The sequence below is a fragment of the Mesorhizobium sp. B2-3-14 genome (assembly GCF_006442175.1).
Classification (GTDB): Bacteria; Pseudomonadota; Alphaproteobacteria; order Rhizobiales; family Rhizobiaceae; genus Mesorhizobium; species Mesorhizobium australicum.
Map to the genome: position 1 here is coordinate 112,410 of NZ_VFVP01000003.1, position 19,505 is coordinate 131,914.

Consider the following 19,505-nt stretch of genomic DNA (forward strand, 5'->3'; position numbering starts at 1 on the left):
CCATGCTGAAGCTGCATGAAAAATCCGGGGACGACACCGTGGCGCTGATGGCCGATATCGGGCGACGCGCCCGCGCTGCCGCCCGACCGCTGGCCATCGCCACCGCCGCCGCCAAAAACGGCGCGCTTGTCGCCATGGCCGACGCGATCATTTCCCGTGAGCGGGACATTCTCGACGCCAACGCCATCGATGTTTCGAATGGCCACGAATCCGGGCTTTCCGGCTCTTTCATGGATCGGCTGAAGCTCGATCCGGCACGCATCCGCGCCATGGCGGACGGTATTCGCGAAATCGCTGCCCTGCCCGATCCAGTCGGTGATGTCATCGCCGCGTGGGAGCGGCCGAACGGTCTGCACATAGAGCGCGTGCGTACGCCGCTCGGTGTCGTCGGCGTCATCTATGAAAGCCGACCGAACGTGACGGCGGATGCCGGCGCTCTCTGCCTCAAGGCCGGCAATCCGGTCATCTTGCGCGGCGGCTCGGATTCGCTCAATTCCTCCTCGGCGATCCATGCCTGCCTGGTCGAGGGACTGAAGGCGGCCGGTCTGCCCGGGGATGCCATCCAGCTGGTGCCGACCACCGACCGCGCCGCGGTCGGCGAGATGCTCAAGGGGCTTGGCGGCAATCTGGACGTCATCATCCCGCGCGGCGGCAAAAGCCTGGTCGGGCGGGTGCAGAGCGAGGCGCGGGTGCCGGTCTTCGCCCATCTCGAAGGCATCTGCCATCTTTATATCGACCGCTCCGCCGAGCTCGACATGGCGGTGCGGATCGCCGTCAACGCCAAGATGCGGCGCACCGGCGTCTGCGGTGCCGCCGAAACGCTGCTGGTCGACCGTGCGGTCGCCGCCACCCATCTGGTGCCGATCCTCGACGCGCTGCGCGCCGCCGGCTGCGAGATCCATGCCGATCAAGAAGTGATGAAAATGTTCTTCGACGCCAAGCCAGCGACCGATGCCGACTGGGTGACCGAATATCTGGACGCCGTCATCGCGGTGAAGCTGGTTGACGGCGTCGATGGCGCAATCGAGCATATCGAGACTTTCTCCTCGCACCACACCGAGGCGATCGTCGCCGAGAACGCGAAGGCGGTCGAACGGTTCTTCAACGAGATCGATTCGGCGATCCTGCTGCACAACGCCTCGACGCAGTTCGCCGATGGCGGCGAGTTCGGCATGGGTGCCGAAATCGGCATCGCCACCGGCAAGATGCACGCACGCGGACCGGTCGGCGTCGAGCAGTTGACCTCCTTCAAATATCGCGTGCGCGGGTCGGGCCAGGTGAGGCCTTGAAGCTCTTCGTCGCCAGAGCCTGAAGCGATGCTGGCCTCTTCCGAACCGGCGATACCCTCCAGCTATCTGAAGATGCCGCATGCCGAGAAGGGGCTGGCCGTCGGACTGTTCGGCGGTTCGTTCAACCCGCCGCATGCCGGCCACGCATTGGTCGCCGAAATCGCTTTGCGGCGTCTGGCGCTGGACCAGCTTTGGTGGATGGTGACCCCAGGCAATCCGCTGAAGAGCACGCGCGAGCTGGCGCCCCTGGGCGAGCGCATCGTGCTTTCCGAGAAGATCGCCAAGAACCCGAAGATCAAGGTCAGCGCCTTCGAGGCGGCACACAATGTGCGCTACACCGCCGACACGCTGGCGCTGGTCAAGGCGCGCAATCCCGGCGTCGACTTCGTCTGGATCATGGGCGCCGATTCCCTGCGGGACTTCCATCGCTGGCAGCGCTGGCGCGAGATCGTCATGACCTTTCCGATAGCGGTCATCGACCGCCCGGGCGCGACGCTGTCCTTTCTGTCGTCGGTTGTCGCCAAGACCTTCGATTATGCTCGCATCGACGAAGGCGACGCGCCAAGGCTTGCGCGGATGAAGGCGCCGGCCTGGACCTTCATCCACGGTCCGCGTTCCTCGCTGTCGTCGAGCGCGATCCGGAAAATGGCGAAGGGTTGAGCGTCTCGTCCATCCGGCCATGTCGTTTTTACAGCGGCGTTCGCCTGATCCATGGGCGATGCTGATCAGCCATGGCGATTCACAAGAAAACCCATCCCACGATCGATCCCGACCAGGGCAGCACGCCTGCGCCGCTGATCGCGATTGCCAGTGTCATCGTGTCGATGGCGCTGATTGCCATCGGCAACGGGCTGATGTTCGCCTATATCCCCGTCCGGCTCGGCGTCGAAGGGTTCGATCCGGTCTGGGCAGGGCTGATCGTCACCGGCCTGTCGGCCGGCGGCCTCGCCGGCTGTATCCTGACCGGTCCGCTGGTGCGCCGGGTCGGCCACGCCCGCGCCTTCATGGTGCTGTCGGCGCTGATCGCGCTGTCCAATGCCGCCATCGGCGCCGGACCGCACCCGCTGCTGTGGATCGTGGCGCGCGCGCTTTACGGCTTTGCCATATGCGGCCTGTTCATCGTCGCGCAAAGCTGGCTCAACGACGCGCTGCCGAACGCGGTACGGGGCCGGGTGATGGCCGTGTTCTATGTCGCCTACATTGCCGGTCTTGGGGTCGGCTATGCGACGCTTGCCGTGATCGACATCCACACGGCCGCCGCGTCGCTGATCGGCATCGCCTTTACCGCTCTGTCGATCCTGCCTGTCGGCATGACACGCCTTGCCCAGCCGCCGGCGCCGCAGGCGGCTTCGGTGGCTCTGCGCCAAGCCTGGCGGATTTCGCCGGTCGGCGTCGCGGGCATGCTGGCGGTCGGCGGCCTGTCGATGATCATTTCCGGCTTCGCGCCCATCCACGCGACGGCCAAGGGCTACAGCCAGGCCGATGTCGCGCTGCTGCTGTCGGCAATGCCGGTCGGCACGCTGATCCTGCAGATACCGCTCGGCTGGCTCTCCGACCGTACTGATCGGCGCTACGTGCTTGCCGGCGCCGCGGCGCTGGCGGTCGTTGCCAGCGTGCTCGCCATCGCCTTCGACGGCGGTGCGCTGATGGCGCTGGTGGTGATCTACCTGATCTGGGACGGGGCGGCGGAATCGATCTACGCGCTCTCCAGCGCGCATGCCGCCGACCGCGCCAGGAAGGATGAACTGCTGGCGCTGTCGAGCTCGATGCTGTTTGCCTGGTCGCTCGCCGGCTTCATCGTGCCGGGCATCGTCACGGCGCTTTCCGCCGTCTTCGGCACGGCAACCTTCATCTATGTCGGCATCGTCATCGCCTCGGTATTCTGCCTTTTCGTGCTGTGGCGGGTGATCGCGGCGGGCCGCGTCCCGGCGGCCGCCACGGGCAGTTTCGCGCCGATGTCGGCGCAAGCACCCTTGCCGGTCGAACTCGCCTTCGCGCCGGACGAAGTGGTCCGCCACAGGGGCGACTGATTACTGCTTGCGGGCCTCGGGTGGCGATGCTTCCGGAGGCGGCTGCGGGATCGAGATGCCTTCGCTGTCGAAGACCTGCTTGGCGCGTTTCGTCATGTCGATCTGGGTGGCGAAATGGTCCGCCGCCGCGGTCCAGTAGCGCAAGGTGAGCGAAACGGTCGTATCGCCGAGCCCGGCCACGAAGGCGATCGGCGCCGGTTCGCGGCGGATGCGCTTCTCGGCACCGGCAATGGCAAGCAATGTCTTCTGGGCGCCGTCTATGTCGTTCCAGGAGCCGATGCTGAGCGTGATGTCGGTGCGGCGCACGCCGTTGCGGGTGAAATTGCGCACCGGCTGATTCCAAAGCGTCGAATTCGGTGCCAATATGTAGATGCCGTCGGCGGTCCTGAGCTTGGTGGCGAAAAGGCCGATTTCCTCGACCGAACCGGCAATGGAACCGACCTCAACGGATTCGCCAATGCGGAATGGCCGCAACGCGAGCAGCATGATGCCTGCGGCGATGTTCTGCAGCGTGCCTTGCAGGGCGAGACCGATGGCGAGGCCGATGGCGCCGATCGCGGCGATGATCGATGCAGTCTGCACGCCGAACTGGCCGAGCACCATGATGACGACGAGGATCAGAATGGCGTAGCGCCCGATCTTTGAAAAGAAATGCCGCAGCGTCGCGTCGAAACCATGGATATGGCCGAGGCCAGCCGAGATCGTGCGCTCGGCAAGGTTGGCAACGATGTAGCCGACCACCAGGAGGATGACGGCGCCGATGGCGGAAAAGGAATAGGAGACGATCAGCGTACTCAGCTGCGCGAGGCCGGTCTGGACGGTGAGAAGGGTGTTTTGCGGGTCGATCGGCATGGCGGGATTCCGGTTGGTCGGTCAGCCGGTAACCGCTGTGGAAAGCCTGGGTTCCGATGTTTTTGCGTCACCCGTGGAACAACATTCCACTCGGCGAGTTCGCGTCCATCGGGGCTCCGTCTTGAAACTGCAACGGAACTCTGCCTATCTAAGTGGTGTCACCTGCTTCAAGGGGTGATTTGGTTGTTCTTGCTGCGAAAGGAAATACACTGAGAACAGCACTGCGGAAGAAGGCCGACATAGTGCCTTCGCCGGCCAGGATCAGCGTAGACGACGCCGTGTCCCGTGCCATCAAGACAGTCCTTGCCAGTCTGGAAGACTCCAAGGCCGAAAACATTGTCTCAATCGACATTCAGGGGAAATCGAGCCTCGGCGACTACATGGTCGTTGCGTCGGGCCGATCGCACCGTCATGTCGCGGCTGTCGCCGACCATCTTCTCAAGGCGCTCAAGGATGCCGGTCTCGGCACCGCGCGCGTCGAGGGACTGTCAGGCGCCGACTGGGTCCTGATCGATTCTGGCGATATCATCGTCCATGTCTTCCGCCCCGAAGTCCGCGAATTCTACAATCTCGAAAAGATGTGGCAGGCGCCGGATCTCGAGGAAGAGACCCTCCACTAAGCCCTTCGCGGGGCTTATAGAGGGAGGATGAAGATTTCAGTTCATGCCGTGGGCCGAATGAAAGCCGGCCCCGAGCGGGAGTTGGCCGACCGCTATTTCGAGCGGTTCGCCAAGAGCGGACCCGGCGTGGGGCTCGAATTCGCCGGAATCACCGAGATCGTCGAGGGCCGCGCGCAGAGCGCCGCCGAGCGCCAGCGCGACGAGGGTTCGCGGCTGCAGGCACAGCTGCAGCCAGGCACGGCCCTCATCCTGCTCGACGAGCGAGGCAAGAGCCTGTCTTCACAGGATTTCGCCGGCCGTCTGGGACAGTTGCGCGACGGCGGACGCAAGGCGCTGGTCCTCGCCATTGGTGGCGCCGACGGCCACGATCCGTCGCTGCGCGGCCAGGCCGAGCTGGTGATGTCGTTCGGGGCGCTCACCTGGCCGCATCAGCTGGTGCGGGTGATGCTGGGTGAACAACTCTACAGGGTGGCGACGATCCTGTCGGGTCATCCCTACCACAGGTCCTGAAAGCCGCCGGATCGCACCGAATTTGGCCCCACCTGCCGCGCAAGATTCGACGTGGGCCTGTTTTTCCGTTGCATTGCGTTATTGCGAACCCTTTGGGCGACAGGCGCTAACATGGTTGATGATTCGTTAACGAAGGCGCGGATAGAATCGATCGCGAATGTCTGAAGGCTGGAAATCGACGACGGGCCCATCGACGGGGGGCTCCTGGCGCGTGCGCTGCGGTATCGCCGCGGCGGCGGCGGTTCTGTCGCTGCATGCGGTGCGGGCCGAAAACACGCTCGACATGGCGCCCGATCCGGACCAGAGCCGTGCCGAATACGAGCAGGTTTCGAAGGAAATAACGCTGTCGTCCGAACGGCTGGCCAAGCTCGCCGCCGACATCGCCGCGGTCAAGAAGGACCACGCCTCGATCACCGCGGCACTCATCCAGTCGGCGATGACCGAGCAGAAGCTCGGCCAGGACATCGAGGACATCGGCGCCAAGCTGGAAGGGCTGAAGGGCCAGCAACAGAAGATCCGTACTTCGCTGGCGGCGCGGCGCGATGTGCTGGCCGAAGTGCTGGGCGCCCTGCAGCGCATGGGGCTCAACCCGCCGCCGGCGATCCTGGTCAAGCCGGAAGATGCGCTGTCGTCGGTGCGCAGCGCCATCCTGCTCGGCGCCGTGGTGCCTGAATTGCGCCAGCAGACCGACAGCCTGCTGGCCGATCTCAAGGAGCAGACCCGGGTGACGGCTTCGATCGAGGCCGAACGGGCGCGGCTGACGGCGGCGGTCGGCGATCAGACGGCGGAGAAGAAGCGGCTCGGCATGCTGCTCGAAGCCAAGCAGAAGCTCGAGACCGACACCAAGGCGCAGATGGCGGCCGAACAGCAGCGTTCCGAGCAATTGGCGGCCAGAGCCAGCAGCCTGAAGGATCTGATCGCCTCGCTCGAAGCGCAGGCAGACAAGAACCGCAAGGCGGCGGATGCCGCAAAGGCAGCCGCCGCCGGCCAGGCCGGCGGCACCGACCCCGGTGGCGACCAGACAGCATCGCTGCCGGTTCCCGAAGGCAACAGGTTGACCGCCGCGGCGCCTTTCTCGGCACTGCAAGGACAGGTCGCCCTGCCGGTCACCGGCCGCATCAAACTCAGGTTCGGCGCCGACGACGGTAACGGCGCCTTGATGCTTGGGGACATGGTTGCGACACAATCGGGAGCCATCGTTACCGCGCCGGCGGATGGGAATGTGCTTTATGCGGGGCCGTTTCGCTCCTACGGTCAACTCTTGATCCTCAATGCCGGCGACGGCTATCATGTCGTCTTGGCTGGGATGAGCAGAATCAGCGTCGCGACTGGCCAGTCGGTGCTTGCAGGAGAGCCGGTCGGCGCGATGGGAGAAGCCCGGGTGGCAAGCACCTCGGTTTCGAAGAATGGAAATGCCACGCCGGAGCTCTATGTCGAGTTCCGCAAGGATGGAAAACCCGTCGATCCGGCCCCATGGTGGGCGGACCGTTTTTCTGGAAGGACGTGAAATGATGCGGAAACTGTCGCTTCTGTTTGCCGGTGCGTTGATGGGCGCGTCCGCCATGAGCCTTGTCTATGGCGCACCCGGCTCGGCGGCGAACGCTGCGGGATCGGAGACCTACAAGCAACTGGCGATCTTCGGCGACATCTTCGAGCGGGTGCGGGCGCAGTATGTGACCCCGCCCGACGACAAGTCGCTGGTCGAGAACGCCATTAACGGCATGCTTTCCTCGCTCGACCCGCACTCCTCCTACATGAACGCCGAACAGGCGCAGGACATGCGCGTGCAGACCAAGGGCGAGTTCGGCGGCCTCGGCATCGAGGTCACCATGGAGAACGACCTGGTCAAGGTGATCACGCCGATCGACGATACGCCGGCCGCCAAGGCTGGCGTGCTGGCCGGCGACTATATCGCCAAGATCGACGGCGAGGAGGTTCGCGGCCTGACGCTCAACGACGCGGTCGACAAGATGCGCGGCCTGGTCAACACGCCGATCAAGCTGACCATCCTGCGCCAGGGCGCCGACAAGCCGATCGAGCTGACGGTGGTGCGCGACATCATCAAGGTCAAGGCGGTCAAGTTCCGTGTCGAGAACGATATCGGCTACATGAAGATCACCTCCTTTACCGAAAAGACCTATGACGACCTCGAGAACGCTATCGAGACCATCAAGAAGCAGGTGCCGGACGACAAGCTGAAGGGCTATGTGCTCGACCTGCGCCTCAATCCGGGCGGCCTGCTCGACCAGGCGGTGAGCGTGTCGGACGCCTTCCTCAAGCGCGGCGAGATCGTCTCGACGCGCGGACGCGATCCAAAGGACGTCACCCGCTTCGACGCCAAGCCCAAGCAGACCGACGACATCAACGGCAAGCCGATGATCGTGCTCGTCAATGGCGGCTCGGCCAGCGCTTCGGAAATCGTCGCCGGCGCGCTGCAGGACCTGCGCCGCGTCACGGTGGTCGGCACGCAGTCCTTCGGCAAGGGCTCGGTCCAGACCATCATCCCGCTCGGCGAGAATGGCGCGCTCAGGCTGACGACGGCGCTCTATTACACGCCATCGGGGAAATCGATCCAGGGCAAGGGCATCACGCCCGACATCAAGGTCGACCAGCCCCTGCCGCCCGAACTGCAGGGCAGGGACCTGACGCGCGGCGAATCCGATCTCAAGGGCCATATCAAGGGCGCCGACGAGAGCAAGACCGGCTCGGGCTCCGCGGCCTATGTGCCACCGGATCCGAAGGACGACCTGCAGCTCATCTATGCCGAGCAGCTGCTGCGCGGCCAGAAGACCGATCCGGCCTTCCCGCCCAATCCGGAAAAGGCCGTGCTCAACCAGTAAGGCAACCGGTCTGGCCGGTTGAACGAAGCAATGCGATGCTGCCGGGACCGAAAGGTTCCGGCAGTTTGATTCGGGGGGCAGGACCAGGCCTCCAGATATGGCGCCCAGGCGCCAGGATTGATGAATTCGTGCATGTGTTGCCGAAGGAGGTCGCCTTCGGAACCGTGCATCGGGGATAGGGCTTGGCTGATATCGGCAAGGACATCGAACGCCCGCTTGGACAGGCCGTCCGGGCGCCTCGCGGCGCCGGCAAGATCAGCGTCGGTGTGATCGCGGCGAGCGCGATCGTGCTTGCCGTGGTCGGCCTCTCGGCCGCGATCGCGTTCAGGGAAAAGCCGTTTCGAAAGCCGCAGGAAGTCGCCGTCTCGACGCCGAAAGTGACCGCGGCGGCCGAGCCCGCCGCGTCGCCTCCCGCATTGGCCCCGGCGGCGACGCCAAAGGTGGAGATGCCGGCCAAGACGGGCGGTCCGCAGATCATTCATGTGCAGACCGAAGAAGGCGATGGCCCGCCAAAGGCGGCAATCGTCATTCGCGATCCATCGACCGTCGGCCAGAACCTCAAGATCGCGCATATTCCCGACAAGGCGCTGATCGAAACCAGTGAAACCGGGCCCTTGCCGATGCGCTCCGCCGACGGAAGGCGACCGTTCGACGTCTATGCGCGGCCATGGTCCGGCACGCGTGGCGCGCGTGTGGCGATCATCATCGGCGGGCTCGCGGTTTCACAGACTGGCACCCAGGCGGCGATCGCCAAGCTGCCGGCGGAAGTGACGCTGGCCTTCGCGCCACAGGGCAACAGCATCGGCCGCTGGATGCAGGCCGCAAGGCAGAGCGGCCACGAGGTCGTCATGCAGGTGCCGCTCGAGCCGTTCGACTATCCCAAGGTCAACCCCGGCCGCAACACGCTGACGGTGGCGGCGAGCGCGGAAGAAAACCTGAAGAACCTGCACTGGGCGCTGTCGCGGACGACGAACTATACCGGTGTCATGAACTATATGGGCGCGCGGTTTTCCGCCGACTCCGCAGCGATGGAGCCGTTCATGGCCGAACTTGGCAAAAGGGGCCTCGCCTATATCGACGACGGCTCGTCGGCGCGCAGCCTGGCGCCGGACATGGCGCTGAGGGACGGCGTGCCTTTTGTCGCCGGCGACACGGCGATCGACGCGGTGCAGGATCGCGGCGCCATCCTGAAGAAGCTCGACAGTCTCGAAGCGACCGCGCGTGCCAAAGGCACGGCCGTCGGCATCGGCTCGGCTTTCGACCTGACGGTCGACACGGTGTCGTCATGGGTGGCCGAGGCCAAGAAGCGCGGCATCGAGATCGTGCCGATTTCAGCGGTGGCCGTCGATCCGCAAAAGGGTTAGCCAAGGCCTTCGGAAAGGCGACTGGAGAGACTGAGTGATGCCGCAGACAAAAAAAGTCGACCGCGAAACGCTGCCCTACCGACCCTGTGTCGGCCTGATGATCCTCAATGGCGAGGGGCTGGTCTGGGTCGGGCATCGCATTGCCGAACCCGACAGCGAGTTCGCCGGCACGACGCAGCTCTGGCAGATGCCGCAAGGCGGCATCGACAAGGGCGAGGAGCCGTTGCAGGCCGCCGAGCGCGAGCTCTACGAGGAGACCGGCATGCGCAGCGTCTCGCTGTTGGCAGAAGCGCCGGACTGGATCAACTATGACCTGCCGGACCATCTGGTCGGTATCGCCTTCAAGGGGCGGTATCGCGGCCAGACGCAGAAATGGTACGCCTTCCGCTTCCATGGCGATGCCACCGAGATCCAGATCAATCCGCCGCCGGGCGGCCACACAGCCGAATTCGACAAATGGTCATGGCAGCCGATGCAAGACCTGCCCGACCTGATCGTGCCGTTCAAGCGCAAGGTCTATGAAGAGGTGGTGGGGGCGTTCCGTCACCTTGTGCCATAGCTGGACGGGCTCCGGCCGCGGTTCAAACGCCCACGGTTGCCGCGCCGGTTCGACCGCCTTATTGATTTGATGTCTGTCCGTCACAAGAAGGGCCGCCATGTACGACGCCCCCAAAAGATCACTGCCCGAGGAAGCCGACGCCCCGAGCGAGGCTGCTGCCGGGGCTATCCTCACCATCGATCTTGGCGCGATCCGTGAAAATTACCGGCGACTGAAGGCGCGGCTGGGCGGCGTGCGCTGCGCGGGCGTGGTCAAGGCCGACGGCTACGGTCTGGGTGCGAGCCAAGTGGCATCGGCGCTGATGAAAGAAAGCTGCGACATCTTCTTCGTCGCTCTGCTGGCCGAAGGAGTCGCCTTGCGCAAGGCGATCGGGGCCGGACCCGAGATCTATGTGCTGAACGGTCTGCCGCCAGGCTCCGAGGGGGAAGCGGTCGCGTCTGGTCTCGGCGCGGTCATCAACAGTGGCGCACAGTTGAGAGCCTGGCGCGCGGCGGCCCATCGCGTTGGCCAAAAACTTCCGGCCGCGATCCAGGTCGACAGCGGCATGTCGCGACTTGGCATGGCGCCGCCCGAAGTCGAGGCCATGGCCGGCGACACCGCCGCGTTCGATGGCATCGCCATCAGGTATGTAATGAGCCACCTGGCCTGCGCCGACGAGCCGCAACATCCCGCCAACGAACAGCAGCGGCGGGCCTTCGAGCGATTGCGTGCCATGCTGCCCGGGGCACCCGCCTCGCTCGCCAATTCCTCCGGCATTTTTCTGGGACCCTCCTACCATTATGATCTCGCCCGCCCTGGCGCCGCGCTCTACGGCATCAATCCGACGCCTGCCGAACCCAACCCGATGCTGCCCGTGGTGCGGCTGCAGGCCAAGGTGGCGCAGACGCGCAGCGTCGAAAAGGGCGCCGGGATCGGCTATGGTCACATCTACCATGCGGAAGGGCCGCTCAGCCTGGCGACGATCTCGTTCGGCTACGCGGATGGCTGGCTGCGCAGGTCCGCGTCGGCCGCCTGGTTCGAGGGCGCGCGCCTGCCCTTCCTGGGACGCGTGTCGATGGATTCGATCATTCTCGACATCTCGGCCCTGCCGCCCGGCAAGCTTCGCGAAGGGGATCTCGTCGAACTGCTCGGCCCTTCGCAAAGCGTCGACGACGCCGCCGGCCATGCCGGCACGATCGGCTACGAAATCCTGGCCAGCTTCGGAACGCGGTTTCACCGGCGCTATGTCGGCGGCTGAGCGGTTTGGCCGCGCTTGACAAGCGGACGCCTGTCGGCAAGGTTCGGCGCATGAGCAACCTCGCTTATAGCACAACCTTGTTCAGGGTCTGCCCGATCGCGGGATCGTAGCCCCGGCGCGGCCGCCTTCCGGCGTCCGTCCGTACCGGGGCATCCATACATCCACAATCGCCATCAAGCCGAACAGCCCTTCGCGGCTGCCGGCCTTTCATCACGCCGCCGCCAGTGCGGCGGCAGGCGCGCATCCGTTCGATGCGCCGATCCATGAGGTTTGCCATGCAACATGCAAAAGAACTGCGTCCAAACAGCCATATTCTGATCAGCGAAGCCGACCATGACAGGCTGACCGGCCTGGCGAGGGCGTTGCTCGATCGCGCGCCCGAGACGGCCGAGGAGCTGCTTTCGGAAATGGACCGGGCCGTCGTCACGAACGCGGCGGCGATGCCGGCCGGTGTGGTGCGAATGGGTTCGACGGTTATGGTGCGTGGCGAAAGCGGGGACATCCAGCGCATCATGCTGGTCTACCCGGGCGAGGCCGACATAGCCAAGAATCGGATCTCGGTGCTGACGCCGATGGGAACCGCGCTCATCGGCGCGAGCGTTGGGCAGGCGGTTTGCTGGAACGGTCGTGGTGGTCGGGAACTATCCGTGACCGTCGAAGCCGTCGATACGCCGGCTTCCGGCCCGCAACGAGCTTGAAGGCGGAGGCGGTGATGACGAGCACGGATTGCTGCCTGACGACGAAGGACTTTGCCGTTCTCGAAGTCATGCTGGAGCGCCGGCGGGCATTCGCGGATCCGATCGTGCGCATGCTCGAACACAAGCTTTCATGCGCCGATGTCGTGCCGATCGATTCGGTCGGCCCCGACATCGTCACGCTGAACAGCAGGGTGGTGTTCGGCGTCGATACCGGTCCCGCGGAGACGCGAACCCTGGTGCAGCACGAGGTGCGCGGGCCGGTCGGCTCCAGCCTGTCGGTCGCAACGAGGCGCGGGCTCTGCATGCTTGGCATGGCGCAAGGCCAGACTGCAATGGTCGAACACGCCGACGGCCGGCGGGAGTGGATCCTGATCCGGGCCGTGCTCTACCAGCCGGAGGCTGCCCGGCGCACGGTCAGGCAGAAACACCAGGCTGACGCGCAGCGACCGCACGGGCTCAGGCTCGTCTACAGTGCCGCAGCCGATTGGAGGCCTCTTGGCGAGACGGCCGGAATGCGGCAGACAGAAGACGACGACCCCGGTCCCTCGGCGGCGTGAATGGGCAACAGCGCGTGGTCTCGAAGATCGACATCGATTTTCGCTCGGGATCATGCGCAAATCGAAAAATACGGCCGCGTCCACGGGCGTCCTGAGGACGCTCGGCGCGGCAAGGAGTGAATGATGAAAATCATGGTGCTGGGCAGTGGCGTGATCGGGGTGACCACGGCCTATTATCTCGCCGAGGCCGGCCACGAGGTGACGGTGATCGACCGCCAGAAAGGGCCGGGGCTGGAAACCAGCTTTGCCAATGCCGGCGAGATTTCGCCCGGCTATGCCTCGCCCTGGGCCGGCCCCGGCATCCCGCTCAAGGCGATCAAGTGGCTCTTGATGAAGCATGGTCCGCTGGTGGTGCGGCCGGCCTTCGATCCGCACATGTGGACGTGGCTGGTCAAGATGCTGCGCAACTGCACCGCCGAGCGCTACGCGATCAACAAATCGCGCATGGTGCCGCTGGCGGAATACAGCCGCGACACGCTGAAGGCGCTGCGCGAGGCGACCGGCATCGCCTATGACGAGCGGACGCAGGGCACGCTGCAGCTGTTTCGCACGCAAAAGCAGCTCGACGGCACATCAGGCGATGTCGAGGTGCTGAAGAAATATGGCGTGCCCTATGAGGTCCTTGATCCCGACGGCTGCATCACGGCGGAACCAGCGCTGGCCGGGGTGCGTGAAAAATTTGTCGGCGGCCTGAGACTGCCGGGCGACGAGACCGGCGACTGCAAGATGTTCACCGACAGGCTGGCCGAGCTCTGCGTGGCGCGCGGCGTGAAGTTCGAATACGACACGACGATATGGCGCGTCATCCGCAGCCGCAACCGCGTCAACAATATGAGCACCAGCAAGGGCTGGCTGACCGCCGACGCCTATGTGATGGCGCTGGGCAGCTATTCGGCTGGTTTCATGCGCCGGATGAAGCGACCGATCCCGGTCTATCCGGTCAAGGGCTATTCGATCACGGTGCCGATCAAGGACGCCGCCGCCGCACCGGTGTCGACGGTGATGGACGAAACCTACAAGGTCGCGATCACCCGGCTCGGCGATCGCATCCGCGTCGGCGGCACGGCCGAGATTTCCGGCTTCGACCTCAGGCTGCATGAATCGCGTCGGCGCACGCTCGAACACTCGGTCGGCGACCTGTTTCCCGGCGCCGGCGCGATGCGTGAGGCGACGTTCTGGTGCGGGCTGCGGCCGATGACGCCGGACGGACCGCCGCTGATCGGCCGCACGGAGCTGTCCAACCTCTATCTCAACACCGGCCATGGCACGCTCGGCTGGACCATGGCCTGCGGCTCGGCCAAGGTTCTGGCCGACATCATCTCCAACCGGGTGCCCGACATCGACGTGCGTGCCTTGGCGCAGGAGCGTTACCTGAAATAGCAGCCGCGCGTCTCGCGCTTTTTTCTTTGCTTATATCGTTGCCCCGGTACCGGGGGCGATATCAGAACGCCTGCCTGACCCACGCCTCGTCGAACAGCAGCCGGTAGGCCCACGGGATCGTCACATTGGTGGCGACCGGGTTCGAGTGGGCGAGATAGTCGTCATAGACCGGCTTCATCCTGGCGTAGAAGGCGGGGTCGAGCACCATCATGCCGTTCTCCGAATCGTGGAAGAAGCTGCGGTTGTTGAGGTTGACCGAGGAGATGGCAACCAGCCTTTCATCGATCATCATGATTTTGGAATGCAGCACCACGTCAGGCGCCTTGAACTCGCGGATATCGATACGGTCGCCATATTTCTCGACGAACAGCTTGTTGAGCGCGGTGAGAAACCTGCCCCCGATATCGCCCTTGAGGTCGATGCGGCCGACGATATCGATCCTGACGCCGCGGGCGAGCGCCCGGTCAAAAGCCTTGGCGAGGCTCGGCGTCAGATTGAGGTAGGGGTTGACGATCTGGATATGGTGCCGGGCGGCATCGACCAGTTCGACGAAATAGGCCTCCAGCGCATGGTCATCCTCATAGGGCATCGAGATGAAATGCCGGGCATTGCCCCGGGGGCCATCTCCGCGGACCGGGATGGAGAAGGGGCGCGCCAGGTTGGTGTCGGCGTCGCGCAGCCATATCGTCGACAGCTGCGCGGCGAGCGTCTCGACCGTCGCCCGGTCGGCGAACTCGATGTCGAAGTCGCTCCAGTTCGAGTAGTAATTCAGCGAAAACCCGTCGGTCTTGCCGTATTGCTCGAGGTCCGGATAGCGCGACAGATCGATCGGCTGGTGGAACAGGAAACCGTCATGGATGTTGCGGCCGCCGATGATGACGCGCGAGCGCGCGGGGTCCTGCGCCAGCGTGGCCAGCATCTTGACATGATGGACCTTGTGCAGTTGTGAAATCTGCTCGTCGATCGGCGCGCCGTGGTCCACCCGCCAGCGATATTCCTGCAGCTCCACATTGGGGAATTCGGCGGCCAGCCGGTGCAGCATGGCGTCGTCCTTTTCGCGCTCCAGCACGTCGGTGACCATGATGCGCACCTTGGTGCCAAGCGCTGCATGATGGCGGATCAGCCGTTCGATGACGCGCCCGGAAAAGTCGGCCTTGAATTCCAGCGAGGACAGATAGATCAGCTTCAGCCTTGGCGCCTTCGAGAAATCGAGCGGCAGTTCCGGATCGCCCTTGTCTATTGCCGCATTGGACAGCGGCGCGCCCATCAGCGCCTCGACCTTGGCGTTGAAGCCGTCGCGCGACTTGCGCAGCAGCCTGGGCTCGCCGATCGGCATGGCGCAGGTCTGCGACAGCCAGCGGCTGGCATAGAAGGCGCGCTCGAGCGCATCGAGGCCTGCATCGCCGGGGACTGGGCAGCGCTGGTAGCGGCTGTCCAAGCTGGCAAGCGCCGGATCCGCGGTTTCTTCACGCCGGATGGTGAGCGGTGTACCGGTGGGCGCAAGGCTGGAGCGGATCCTCGCCGTGCACCGGTTCAGGCCGTCGCCCGGGAACAGGCTGACCGTGTCGTCCCCGCCGGAGAGGTGAAAGCCGAATGCCGCGCCGGCGGCGATGGTGCGTGAGGCTCCGCCAGCGCGGAGCGCCAATGCGCCGTCGCAACTGCCTTCGATGTCGGCCGGCTGTTTGCCCGCCTGGCGTACGACGATTTCGGTGCTGCGTGCCTGCAAGCCGGAGAAATCGAAAATCCTGGGGGCCGAGGGCCGCGCTGCCGCATCGATATAGAGCGTCTGCCGCGACACCCGCCAGCGGCCGTCGAAATAACCGTCGCCGCTGCCCCCACCGGTCGGTCGCAGATGAGCGTTGGCGACTGGTCCGGCCAGGTGCTGGAGCGTCGAATAGGTCGCCTGGAAATCGCGGTTCTGGACATCGAGGCGGTTGCGCCCGAAGGGGCCCGTGCCGTTGGCGCGGTCCATGGCGCCGAGCTGGTGGTGGGCGAGCAGTGCCAGGAACCGTCTTTCATAGTCGCTGCCGCCGTCATTGCCGAAGAACTGCTCAGCCGCGACCCGCGACCCGGGCGTGCCAGCCGACAGCGAGGGCCGTGCGCAAGCCTCCTGCCCGGCCGATAGTTCGCAGGCATTGCGGCCCGCACCGCAGCCGGCAAGGGCGGCCAGCCCGAACAGGGCGACGATGGCCGTGCGGATGTTCACCCCATCGCCCCGGCCTTCATGACGCTCAACTGCGCCGGGTCGCGGGGCGGCATGAAACCTTGCGGGAAAACCTTGCAGACAGGGGTGGCGAAGGTGGCGATTAGCAGGTCCGCCTCGCCGCGCATCTTGCGGGGCGCCGTCATGTCATCGCGGATCGCCCTCGCCGAGGCGACAAGGGCGCCGTCGCAGTCGCAATGGTTGCGGCGGGCGATGTAGCAGGCATCATGGGTTCGGCAAACGGCGTCGAGGCGATCGACAGGCCGGGCCGACAGATCGCCGGTGCGGGTGCCGGGACCGCAGTAATTGCCGATGACGAAAGGCGAGGGACGCGCCATGGCGTAGCGGATCGGTTTCGGCAATTCGGCTTCCGGAACTTTTGTCCATGGGTTGGCGCATGCGGAGACGAACAGCAGCGGCAGGATGGCAAGAACGGCTCGCATGTCTATCCGCGCCAGCTTTCTGAAAGATTTCCCCACCCGAGCTGTCCCATGGCCGGCGACCGCACGCCTGATGCCACACTGGTCGGTTTTGTGGCAAGGAAAAGGCGCCGTGCGTGATCCAGGCCCCGCGTTATTGTGATGTCGGCACCCTGCCTGAAGGGCGCGAAACCTGCAGGCATTTGGGGGCAAATCAGGTAAACAGCCCCCGCTCCCGTTCCACCGCCTTGGTGATGAAGCCGGCGACGATCTGGACGCGGCGCAGCGGCCTCACCGATTCGTGATAGACCAGCCAGTAGGCGCGGCGGATGGGCGCGACCACATCGACAGCCACCAACTCCGGCATCGAGCGGGCGACGAAGGTGTGCAGGGTGCCGATGCCGGCGCCCGAGCGCACCGCTTCGGCCTGGCCGAGTGCGGAGGAGATGGCAAAGCTGGTCCGCCAATCGGCGCTGAATTCGGCGGCGTAGTCGAGCGACGGGCTGACGATCAGGTCAGGCACATAGCCGATGAGGGTGTGCTGGCCAAGCTCGGCGGCGGTTTTGGGCAGGCCATGCGCGTCTACATAGCCGCGGGAGGCAAACAACCTGAGCGAGTAGTCGACCAGTTTTCCCGCCACCAGCCGGCCTTCGGTCGGCCGCTCGACGGTTATGGCAATGTCGGCCTCGCGTCGCGACAGGGAGAAGGAGCGCGGCACCGGAACGAGCTGGATGGTGAGTTCGCGGTGCTGGGCGGTGAGTTCGCCCAGCCGCTTGGCCAGGAAAGCGACGCCGAAGCCGTCGGGCGCGCCGATGCGCACGGTTCCGGAAACATCGTCGCCTTCGCCCGATATGGTCGAGCGGGCGGCGATCATGTCGCCTTCCATACGCTCGGCGATGTCCAGGAAGCGCTCGCCGGCCGGGGTCAGTTCGCTGCCGGTGGTCAGCCGGCGGAAGAGTTTCGTGCGTAACGCGTCTTCAAGGGCCGCGATGCGGCGCGAGACGGTGGCGTGGTTCAACTCCAGCCGCCTGGCGGCGCCAAGGATCTGGCCGGCCCGCGCCACGGCGAGAAAGATGCGGACGTCATCCCAGTTCATGGCGTTCCCCTGATGGCGATCTCGGGCGAGTATTTTGCGAGAATTGATGCTCACGCGTCAATCGATATCTATTCTACGCACAACGGTTGCGTTCTCCCTCGCGTTGCCATCGGCCGGCCAAAGGCAGACAATGCGACTTCACAACCCAGGGAGAGAAATCATGATCGACTACGGTCATTTCATCGGCGGCAAGCGTGTCGCCGGCACCAGCGGCCGCAAGCAGGACGTCATGCAGCCGATGGACGGCACTGTGCGCGGCACGGTGGCACTGGCCTCGCAGGCGGAATTGCGCGCCGCGGTCGAGAACGCCAAGGCCGCACAGCCCAAATGGGCCGCGACCAATCCGCAGCGCCGCGTGCGCGTGCTGATGAAGTTCCTCGAGCTGGTCGCCCGCGACTATGACGAACTGGCCGAGATCCTTGCGCGCGAACATGGCAAGACCATCGCCGACGCCAAGGGCGACATCCAGCGCGGCCTGGAAGTGGTCGAGGTCTGCATCGGCGCTCCGCACATGATGAAGGGCGAGTTCACCGACGGCGCCGGCCCCGGCATCGATGTCTATTCGATGCGCCAGCCGCTCGGCGTCGTCGCCGGCATCACGCCGTTCAATTTCCCGGCGATGATCCCGCTGTGGAAGATCGCGCCGGCGATCGCCTGCGGCAACGCCTTCATCCTGAAGCCTTCGGAGCGTGATCCGGGCGTGCCGATGCGCATTGCCGAACTGTTCATCGAGGCCGGTCTGCCGGCCGGCATCCTCAATGTCGTCAACGGCGACAAGGATGTCGTCGACGCCATCCTCGACGATCCCGACATCAAGGCCATCGGTTTTGTCGGCTCGACGCCGATCGCGCACTACATCTATTCGCGCGGCACGGCGGCCGGCAAGCGCGTGCAGTGCTTCGGCGGCGCCAAGAACCACATGATCATCATGCCCGACGCCGACATGGACCAGACCGTCGACGCACTGATCGGCGCCGGCTACGGCTCGGCCGGCGAGCGCTGCATGGCTATCTCGGTGGCCGTTCCTGTCGGCAACGACACCGCCAACCGGCTGATGGAAAAGTTGATCCCGCGCGTCGAAAGCCTGAAGGTCGGTCCCTCGACGGATTCGGCAGCGGATTTCGGCCCGCTGGTTACCGCCCAGGCGCTGGAGCGCGTCAAAGGCTACGTCGACACCGGTGTCAAGGAAGGCGCCAAGCTTGTCGTCGACGGCCGCGGCTTCAAGATGCAGGGCTATGAGGACGGCTACTATATGGGCGGTTGCCTTTTCGACAATGTCACGGCCGATATGCGCATCTACAAGGAAGAGATCTTTGGGCCGGTGCTCTCGGTGGTGCGCGCGCCGACCTATGAGAACGCCATCAAGCTCGCCAACGATCATGAGATGGGCAATGGCGTCGCCATCTTCACCCGCGATGGCGACGCCGCGCGCGACTTCGCCAGTCGTGTCCAAGTCGGCATGGTCGGCGTCAACGTACCGATCCCGGTGCCGATCGCCTATTACACTTTCGGCGGCTGGAAGGCGTCTTCCTTCGGCGACCTCAACCAGCATGGCCCGGACGCGTTCCGCTTCTACACCAAGACCAAGACGGTTACCTCGCGCTGGCCGTCCGGCATCAAGGACGGCGCCGAGTTCGTTATCCCGACGATGAATTGACCGGACGCTTTTTATCTGGTCTTCCTCGCTGCAGGCGGATGAGAAGATCGATTGAACTGAGGCCTAAGTCCCCGGACTTAGGCCTTTTGTTTTTGCAAACGCTAATGTGATGGAACCGGTGGGGGATTGCGCGACTTAGGGCTGCAATCCTGCCGTGGAGGAGGCGCGGCAGACAACCAGGGCGCCGACGGCGG

Annotated in this window: 18 protein-coding genes; 14 read left to right on the forward strand and 4 right to left on the reverse strand. The window is 64.9% G+C overall.

What is annotated here, in order from left to right; genetic code table 11:
- Positions 1-2: 2 nt before the first annotated feature.
- The 3 genes from FJ950_RS09345 to FJ950_RS09355 all read left to right on the forward strand — a co-directional run bounded on the left by FJ950_RS09345 (position 3) and on the right by FJ950_RS09355 (position 3,319).
- Positions 3-1,289 (forward strand): glutamate-5-semialdehyde dehydrogenase, encoded by a 1,287-nt coding sequence (locus tag FJ950_RS09345; protein ID WP_140616595.1) that lies wholly within the window; start codon positions 3-5, stop codon positions 1,287-1,289.
- Between the two features lie 27 nt (positions 1,290-1,316).
- Positions 1,317-1,949 carry a nicotinate-nucleotide adenylyltransferase gene (locus tag FJ950_RS09350; protein WP_246681298.1) on the forward strand — a complete coding sequence of 211 codons (633 nt, stop codon included), beginning with the start codon at positions 1,317-1,319 and terminating at the stop codon, positions 1,947-1,949.
- A gap of 71 nt (positions 1,950-2,020) precedes the next feature.
- Complete coding sequence (locus tag FJ950_RS09355; protein WP_140616596.1) at positions 2,021-3,319, forward strand: MFS transporter; 1,299 nt, start codon at positions 2,021-2,023, stop codon at positions 3,317-3,319.
- Here the strand turns inward: FJ950_RS09355 and FJ950_RS09360 are convergent, their stop codons facing one another.
- Complete coding sequence (locus FJ950_RS09360; protein WP_140616597.1) at positions 3,320-4,171, reverse strand: mechanosensitive ion channel domain-containing protein; 852 nt, start codon at positions 4,169-4,171, stop codon at positions 3,320-3,322.
- Between the two features lie 242 nt (positions 4,172-4,413).
- On the opposite strand from FJ950_RS09360, the gene rsfS reads away from it, so the two are divergent.
- From rsfS to FJ950_RS09410, 10 genes are all read left to right on the forward strand, one after another.
- Positions 4,414-4,791 carry a ribosome silencing factor gene (rsfS, locus tag FJ950_RS09365; RefSeq protein WP_015315198.1) on the forward strand — a complete coding sequence of 126 codons (378 nt, stop codon included), beginning with the start codon at positions 4,414-4,416 and terminating at the stop codon, positions 4,789-4,791.
- Positions 4,792-4,818: 27 nt separating this feature from the next.
- Positions 4,819-5,301 carry a 23S rRNA (pseudouridine(1915)-N(3))-methyltransferase RlmH gene (gene rlmH, locus FJ950_RS09370; protein ID WP_140616598.1) on the forward strand — a complete coding sequence of 161 codons (483 nt, stop codon included), beginning with the start codon at positions 4,819-4,821 and terminating at the stop codon, positions 5,299-5,301.
- 157 nt (positions 5,302-5,458) lie between these two features.
- The gene (locus FJ950_RS09375) at positions 5,459-6,808 is read left to right on the forward strand and encodes a murein hydrolase activator EnvC (RefSeq protein WP_140616599.1); all 1,350 of its coding nucleotides are present in this window, start codon (positions 5,459-5,461) and stop codon (positions 6,806-6,808) included.
- 1 nt (position 6,809) lies between these two features.
- On the forward strand, positions 6,810-8,141 hold the full coding sequence (locus tag FJ950_RS09380; RefSeq protein WP_015315201.1) for a S41 family peptidase: 1,332 nt from the start codon (positions 6,810-6,812) through the stop codon (positions 8,139-8,141).
- A 182-nt stretch (positions 8,142-8,323) separates the two neighbouring features.
- Entirely contained in the window at positions 8,324-9,505 is a 1,182-nt protein-coding gene (locus FJ950_RS09385) for a divergent polysaccharide deacetylase family protein (RefSeq protein ID WP_140616600.1), read from the forward strand.
- Between the two features lie 37 nt (positions 9,506-9,542).
- Positions 9,543-10,064: an RNA pyrophosphohydrolase gene (locus FJ950_RS09390; RefSeq protein WP_140616601.1), complete on the forward strand. Its 522-nt coding sequence runs from the start codon at positions 9,543-9,545 to the stop codon at positions 10,062-10,064.
- A 97-nt stretch (positions 10,065-10,161) separates the two neighbouring features.
- The gene (gene alr, locus FJ950_RS09395) at positions 10,162-11,301 is read left to right on the forward strand and encodes an alanine racemase (protein WP_140616602.1); all 1,140 of its coding nucleotides are present in this window, start codon (positions 10,162-10,164) and stop codon (positions 11,299-11,301) included.
- A 275-nt stretch (positions 11,302-11,576) separates the two neighbouring features.
- A complete protein-coding gene (rnk, locus tag FJ950_RS09400; protein WP_140616603.1) occupies positions 11,577-11,999 on the forward strand; it encodes a nucleoside diphosphate kinase regulator in 423 nt (140 codons plus the stop codon).
- A gap of 14 nt (positions 12,000-12,013) precedes the next feature.
- Positions 12,014-12,556: a nucleoside-diphosphate kinase gene (locus FJ950_RS09405; protein ID WP_140616604.1), complete on the forward strand. Its 543-nt coding sequence runs from the start codon at positions 12,014-12,016 to the stop codon at positions 12,554-12,556.
- Positions 12,557-12,679: 123 nt separating this feature from the next.
- Entirely contained in the window at positions 12,680-13,936 is a 1,257-nt protein-coding gene (locus FJ950_RS09410; protein WP_140616605.1) for a D-amino acid dehydrogenase, read from the forward strand.
- A gap of 61 nt (positions 13,937-13,997) precedes the next feature.
- On the opposite strand, the gene FJ950_RS09415 is transcribed toward FJ950_RS09410, so the two are convergent.
- The 3 genes from FJ950_RS09415 to FJ950_RS09425 all read right to left on the reverse strand — a co-directional run bounded on the left by FJ950_RS09415 (position 13,998) and on the right by FJ950_RS09425 (position 17,654).
- The gene (locus tag FJ950_RS09415; protein WP_140616606.1) at positions 13,998-16,142 is read right to left on the reverse strand and encodes a phosphatidylserine/phosphatidylglycerophosphate/cardiolipin synthase family protein; all 2,145 of its coding nucleotides are present in this window, start codon (positions 16,140-16,142) and stop codon (positions 13,998-14,000) included.
- Positions 16,139-16,582 (reverse strand): hypothetical protein, encoded by a 444-nt coding sequence (locus FJ950_RS09420; protein ID WP_140616607.1) that lies wholly within the window; start codon positions 16,580-16,582, stop codon positions 16,139-16,141. Before FJ950_RS09420 ends, FJ950_RS09415 begins: the two co-directional genes overlap by 4 nt.
- A 190-nt stretch (positions 16,583-16,772) precedes the next feature.
- On the reverse strand, positions 16,773-17,654 hold the full coding sequence (locus FJ950_RS09425) for a LysR family transcriptional regulator (RefSeq protein ID WP_140616608.1): 882 nt from the start codon (positions 17,652-17,654) through the stop codon (positions 16,773-16,775).
- 160 nt (positions 17,655-17,814) lie between these two features.
- Here FJ950_RS09425 and FJ950_RS09430 point away from each other — a divergent pair, with 160 nt between their 5' ends.
- Positions 17,815-19,311 (forward strand): CoA-acylating methylmalonate-semialdehyde dehydrogenase, encoded by a 1,497-nt coding sequence (locus FJ950_RS09430; protein WP_027141740.1) that lies wholly within the window; start codon positions 17,815-17,817, stop codon positions 19,309-19,311.
- Positions 19,312-19,505: the final 194 nt, after the last annotated feature.

Excerpts from the sequence above, each read along its gene's own strand:
- FJ950_RS09345 (WP_140616595.1), top strand. The coding sequence starts at position 3 with ATGCTGAAGCTGCATGAAAAATCCGGGGACGACACCGTGGCGCTGATG.
- FJ950_RS09350 (WP_246681298.1), top strand. The coding sequence starts at position 1,317 with ATGCTGGCCTCTTCCGAACCGGCGATACCCTCCAGCTATCTGAAGATG.
- FJ950_RS09355 (WP_140616596.1), top strand. The coding sequence starts at position 2,021 with ATGGCGATTCACAAGAAAACCCATCCCACGATCGATCCCGACCAGGGC.
- FJ950_RS09360 (WP_140616597.1), bottom strand. The coding sequence starts at position 4,171 with ATGCCGATCGACCCGCAAAACACCCTTCTCACCGTCCAGACCGGCCTC.
- rlmH (WP_140616598.1), top strand. The coding sequence starts at position 4,819 with ATGAAGATTTCAGTTCATGCCGTGGGCCGAATGAAAGCCGGCCCCGAG.
- FJ950_RS09375 (WP_140616599.1), top strand. The coding sequence starts at position 5,459 with ATGTCTGAAGGCTGGAAATCGACGACGGGCCCATCGACGGGGGGCTCC.
- FJ950_RS09380 (WP_015315201.1), top strand. The coding sequence starts at position 6,810 with ATGATGCGGAAACTGTCGCTTCTGTTTGCCGGTGCGTTGATGGGCGCG.
- FJ950_RS09390 (WP_140616601.1), top strand. The coding sequence starts at position 9,543 with ATGCCGCAGACAAAAAAAGTCGACCGCGAAACGCTGCCCTACCGACCC.
- alr (WP_140616602.1), top strand. The coding sequence starts at position 10,162 with ATGTACGACGCCCCCAAAAGATCACTGCCCGAGGAAGCCGACGCCCCG.
- rnk (WP_140616603.1), top strand. The coding sequence starts at position 11,577 with ATGCAACATGCAAAAGAACTGCGTCCAAACAGCCATATTCTGATCAGC.
- FJ950_RS09405 (WP_140616604.1), top strand. The coding sequence starts at position 12,014 with ATGACGAGCACGGATTGCTGCCTGACGACGAAGGACTTTGCCGTTCTC.
- FJ950_RS09410 (WP_140616605.1), top strand. The coding sequence starts at position 12,680 with ATGAAAATCATGGTGCTGGGCAGTGGCGTGATCGGGGTGACCACGGCC.
- FJ950_RS09420 (WP_140616607.1), bottom strand. The coding sequence starts at position 16,582 with ATGCGAGCCGTTCTTGCCATCCTGCCGCTGCTGTTCGTCTCCGCATGC.
- FJ950_RS09425 (WP_140616608.1), bottom strand. The coding sequence starts at position 17,654 with ATGAACTGGGATGACGTCCGCATCTTTCTCGCCGTGGCGCGGGCCGGC.
- FJ950_RS09430 (WP_027141740.1), top strand. The coding sequence starts at position 17,815 with ATGATCGACTACGGTCATTTCATCGGCGGCAAGCGTGTCGCCGGCACC.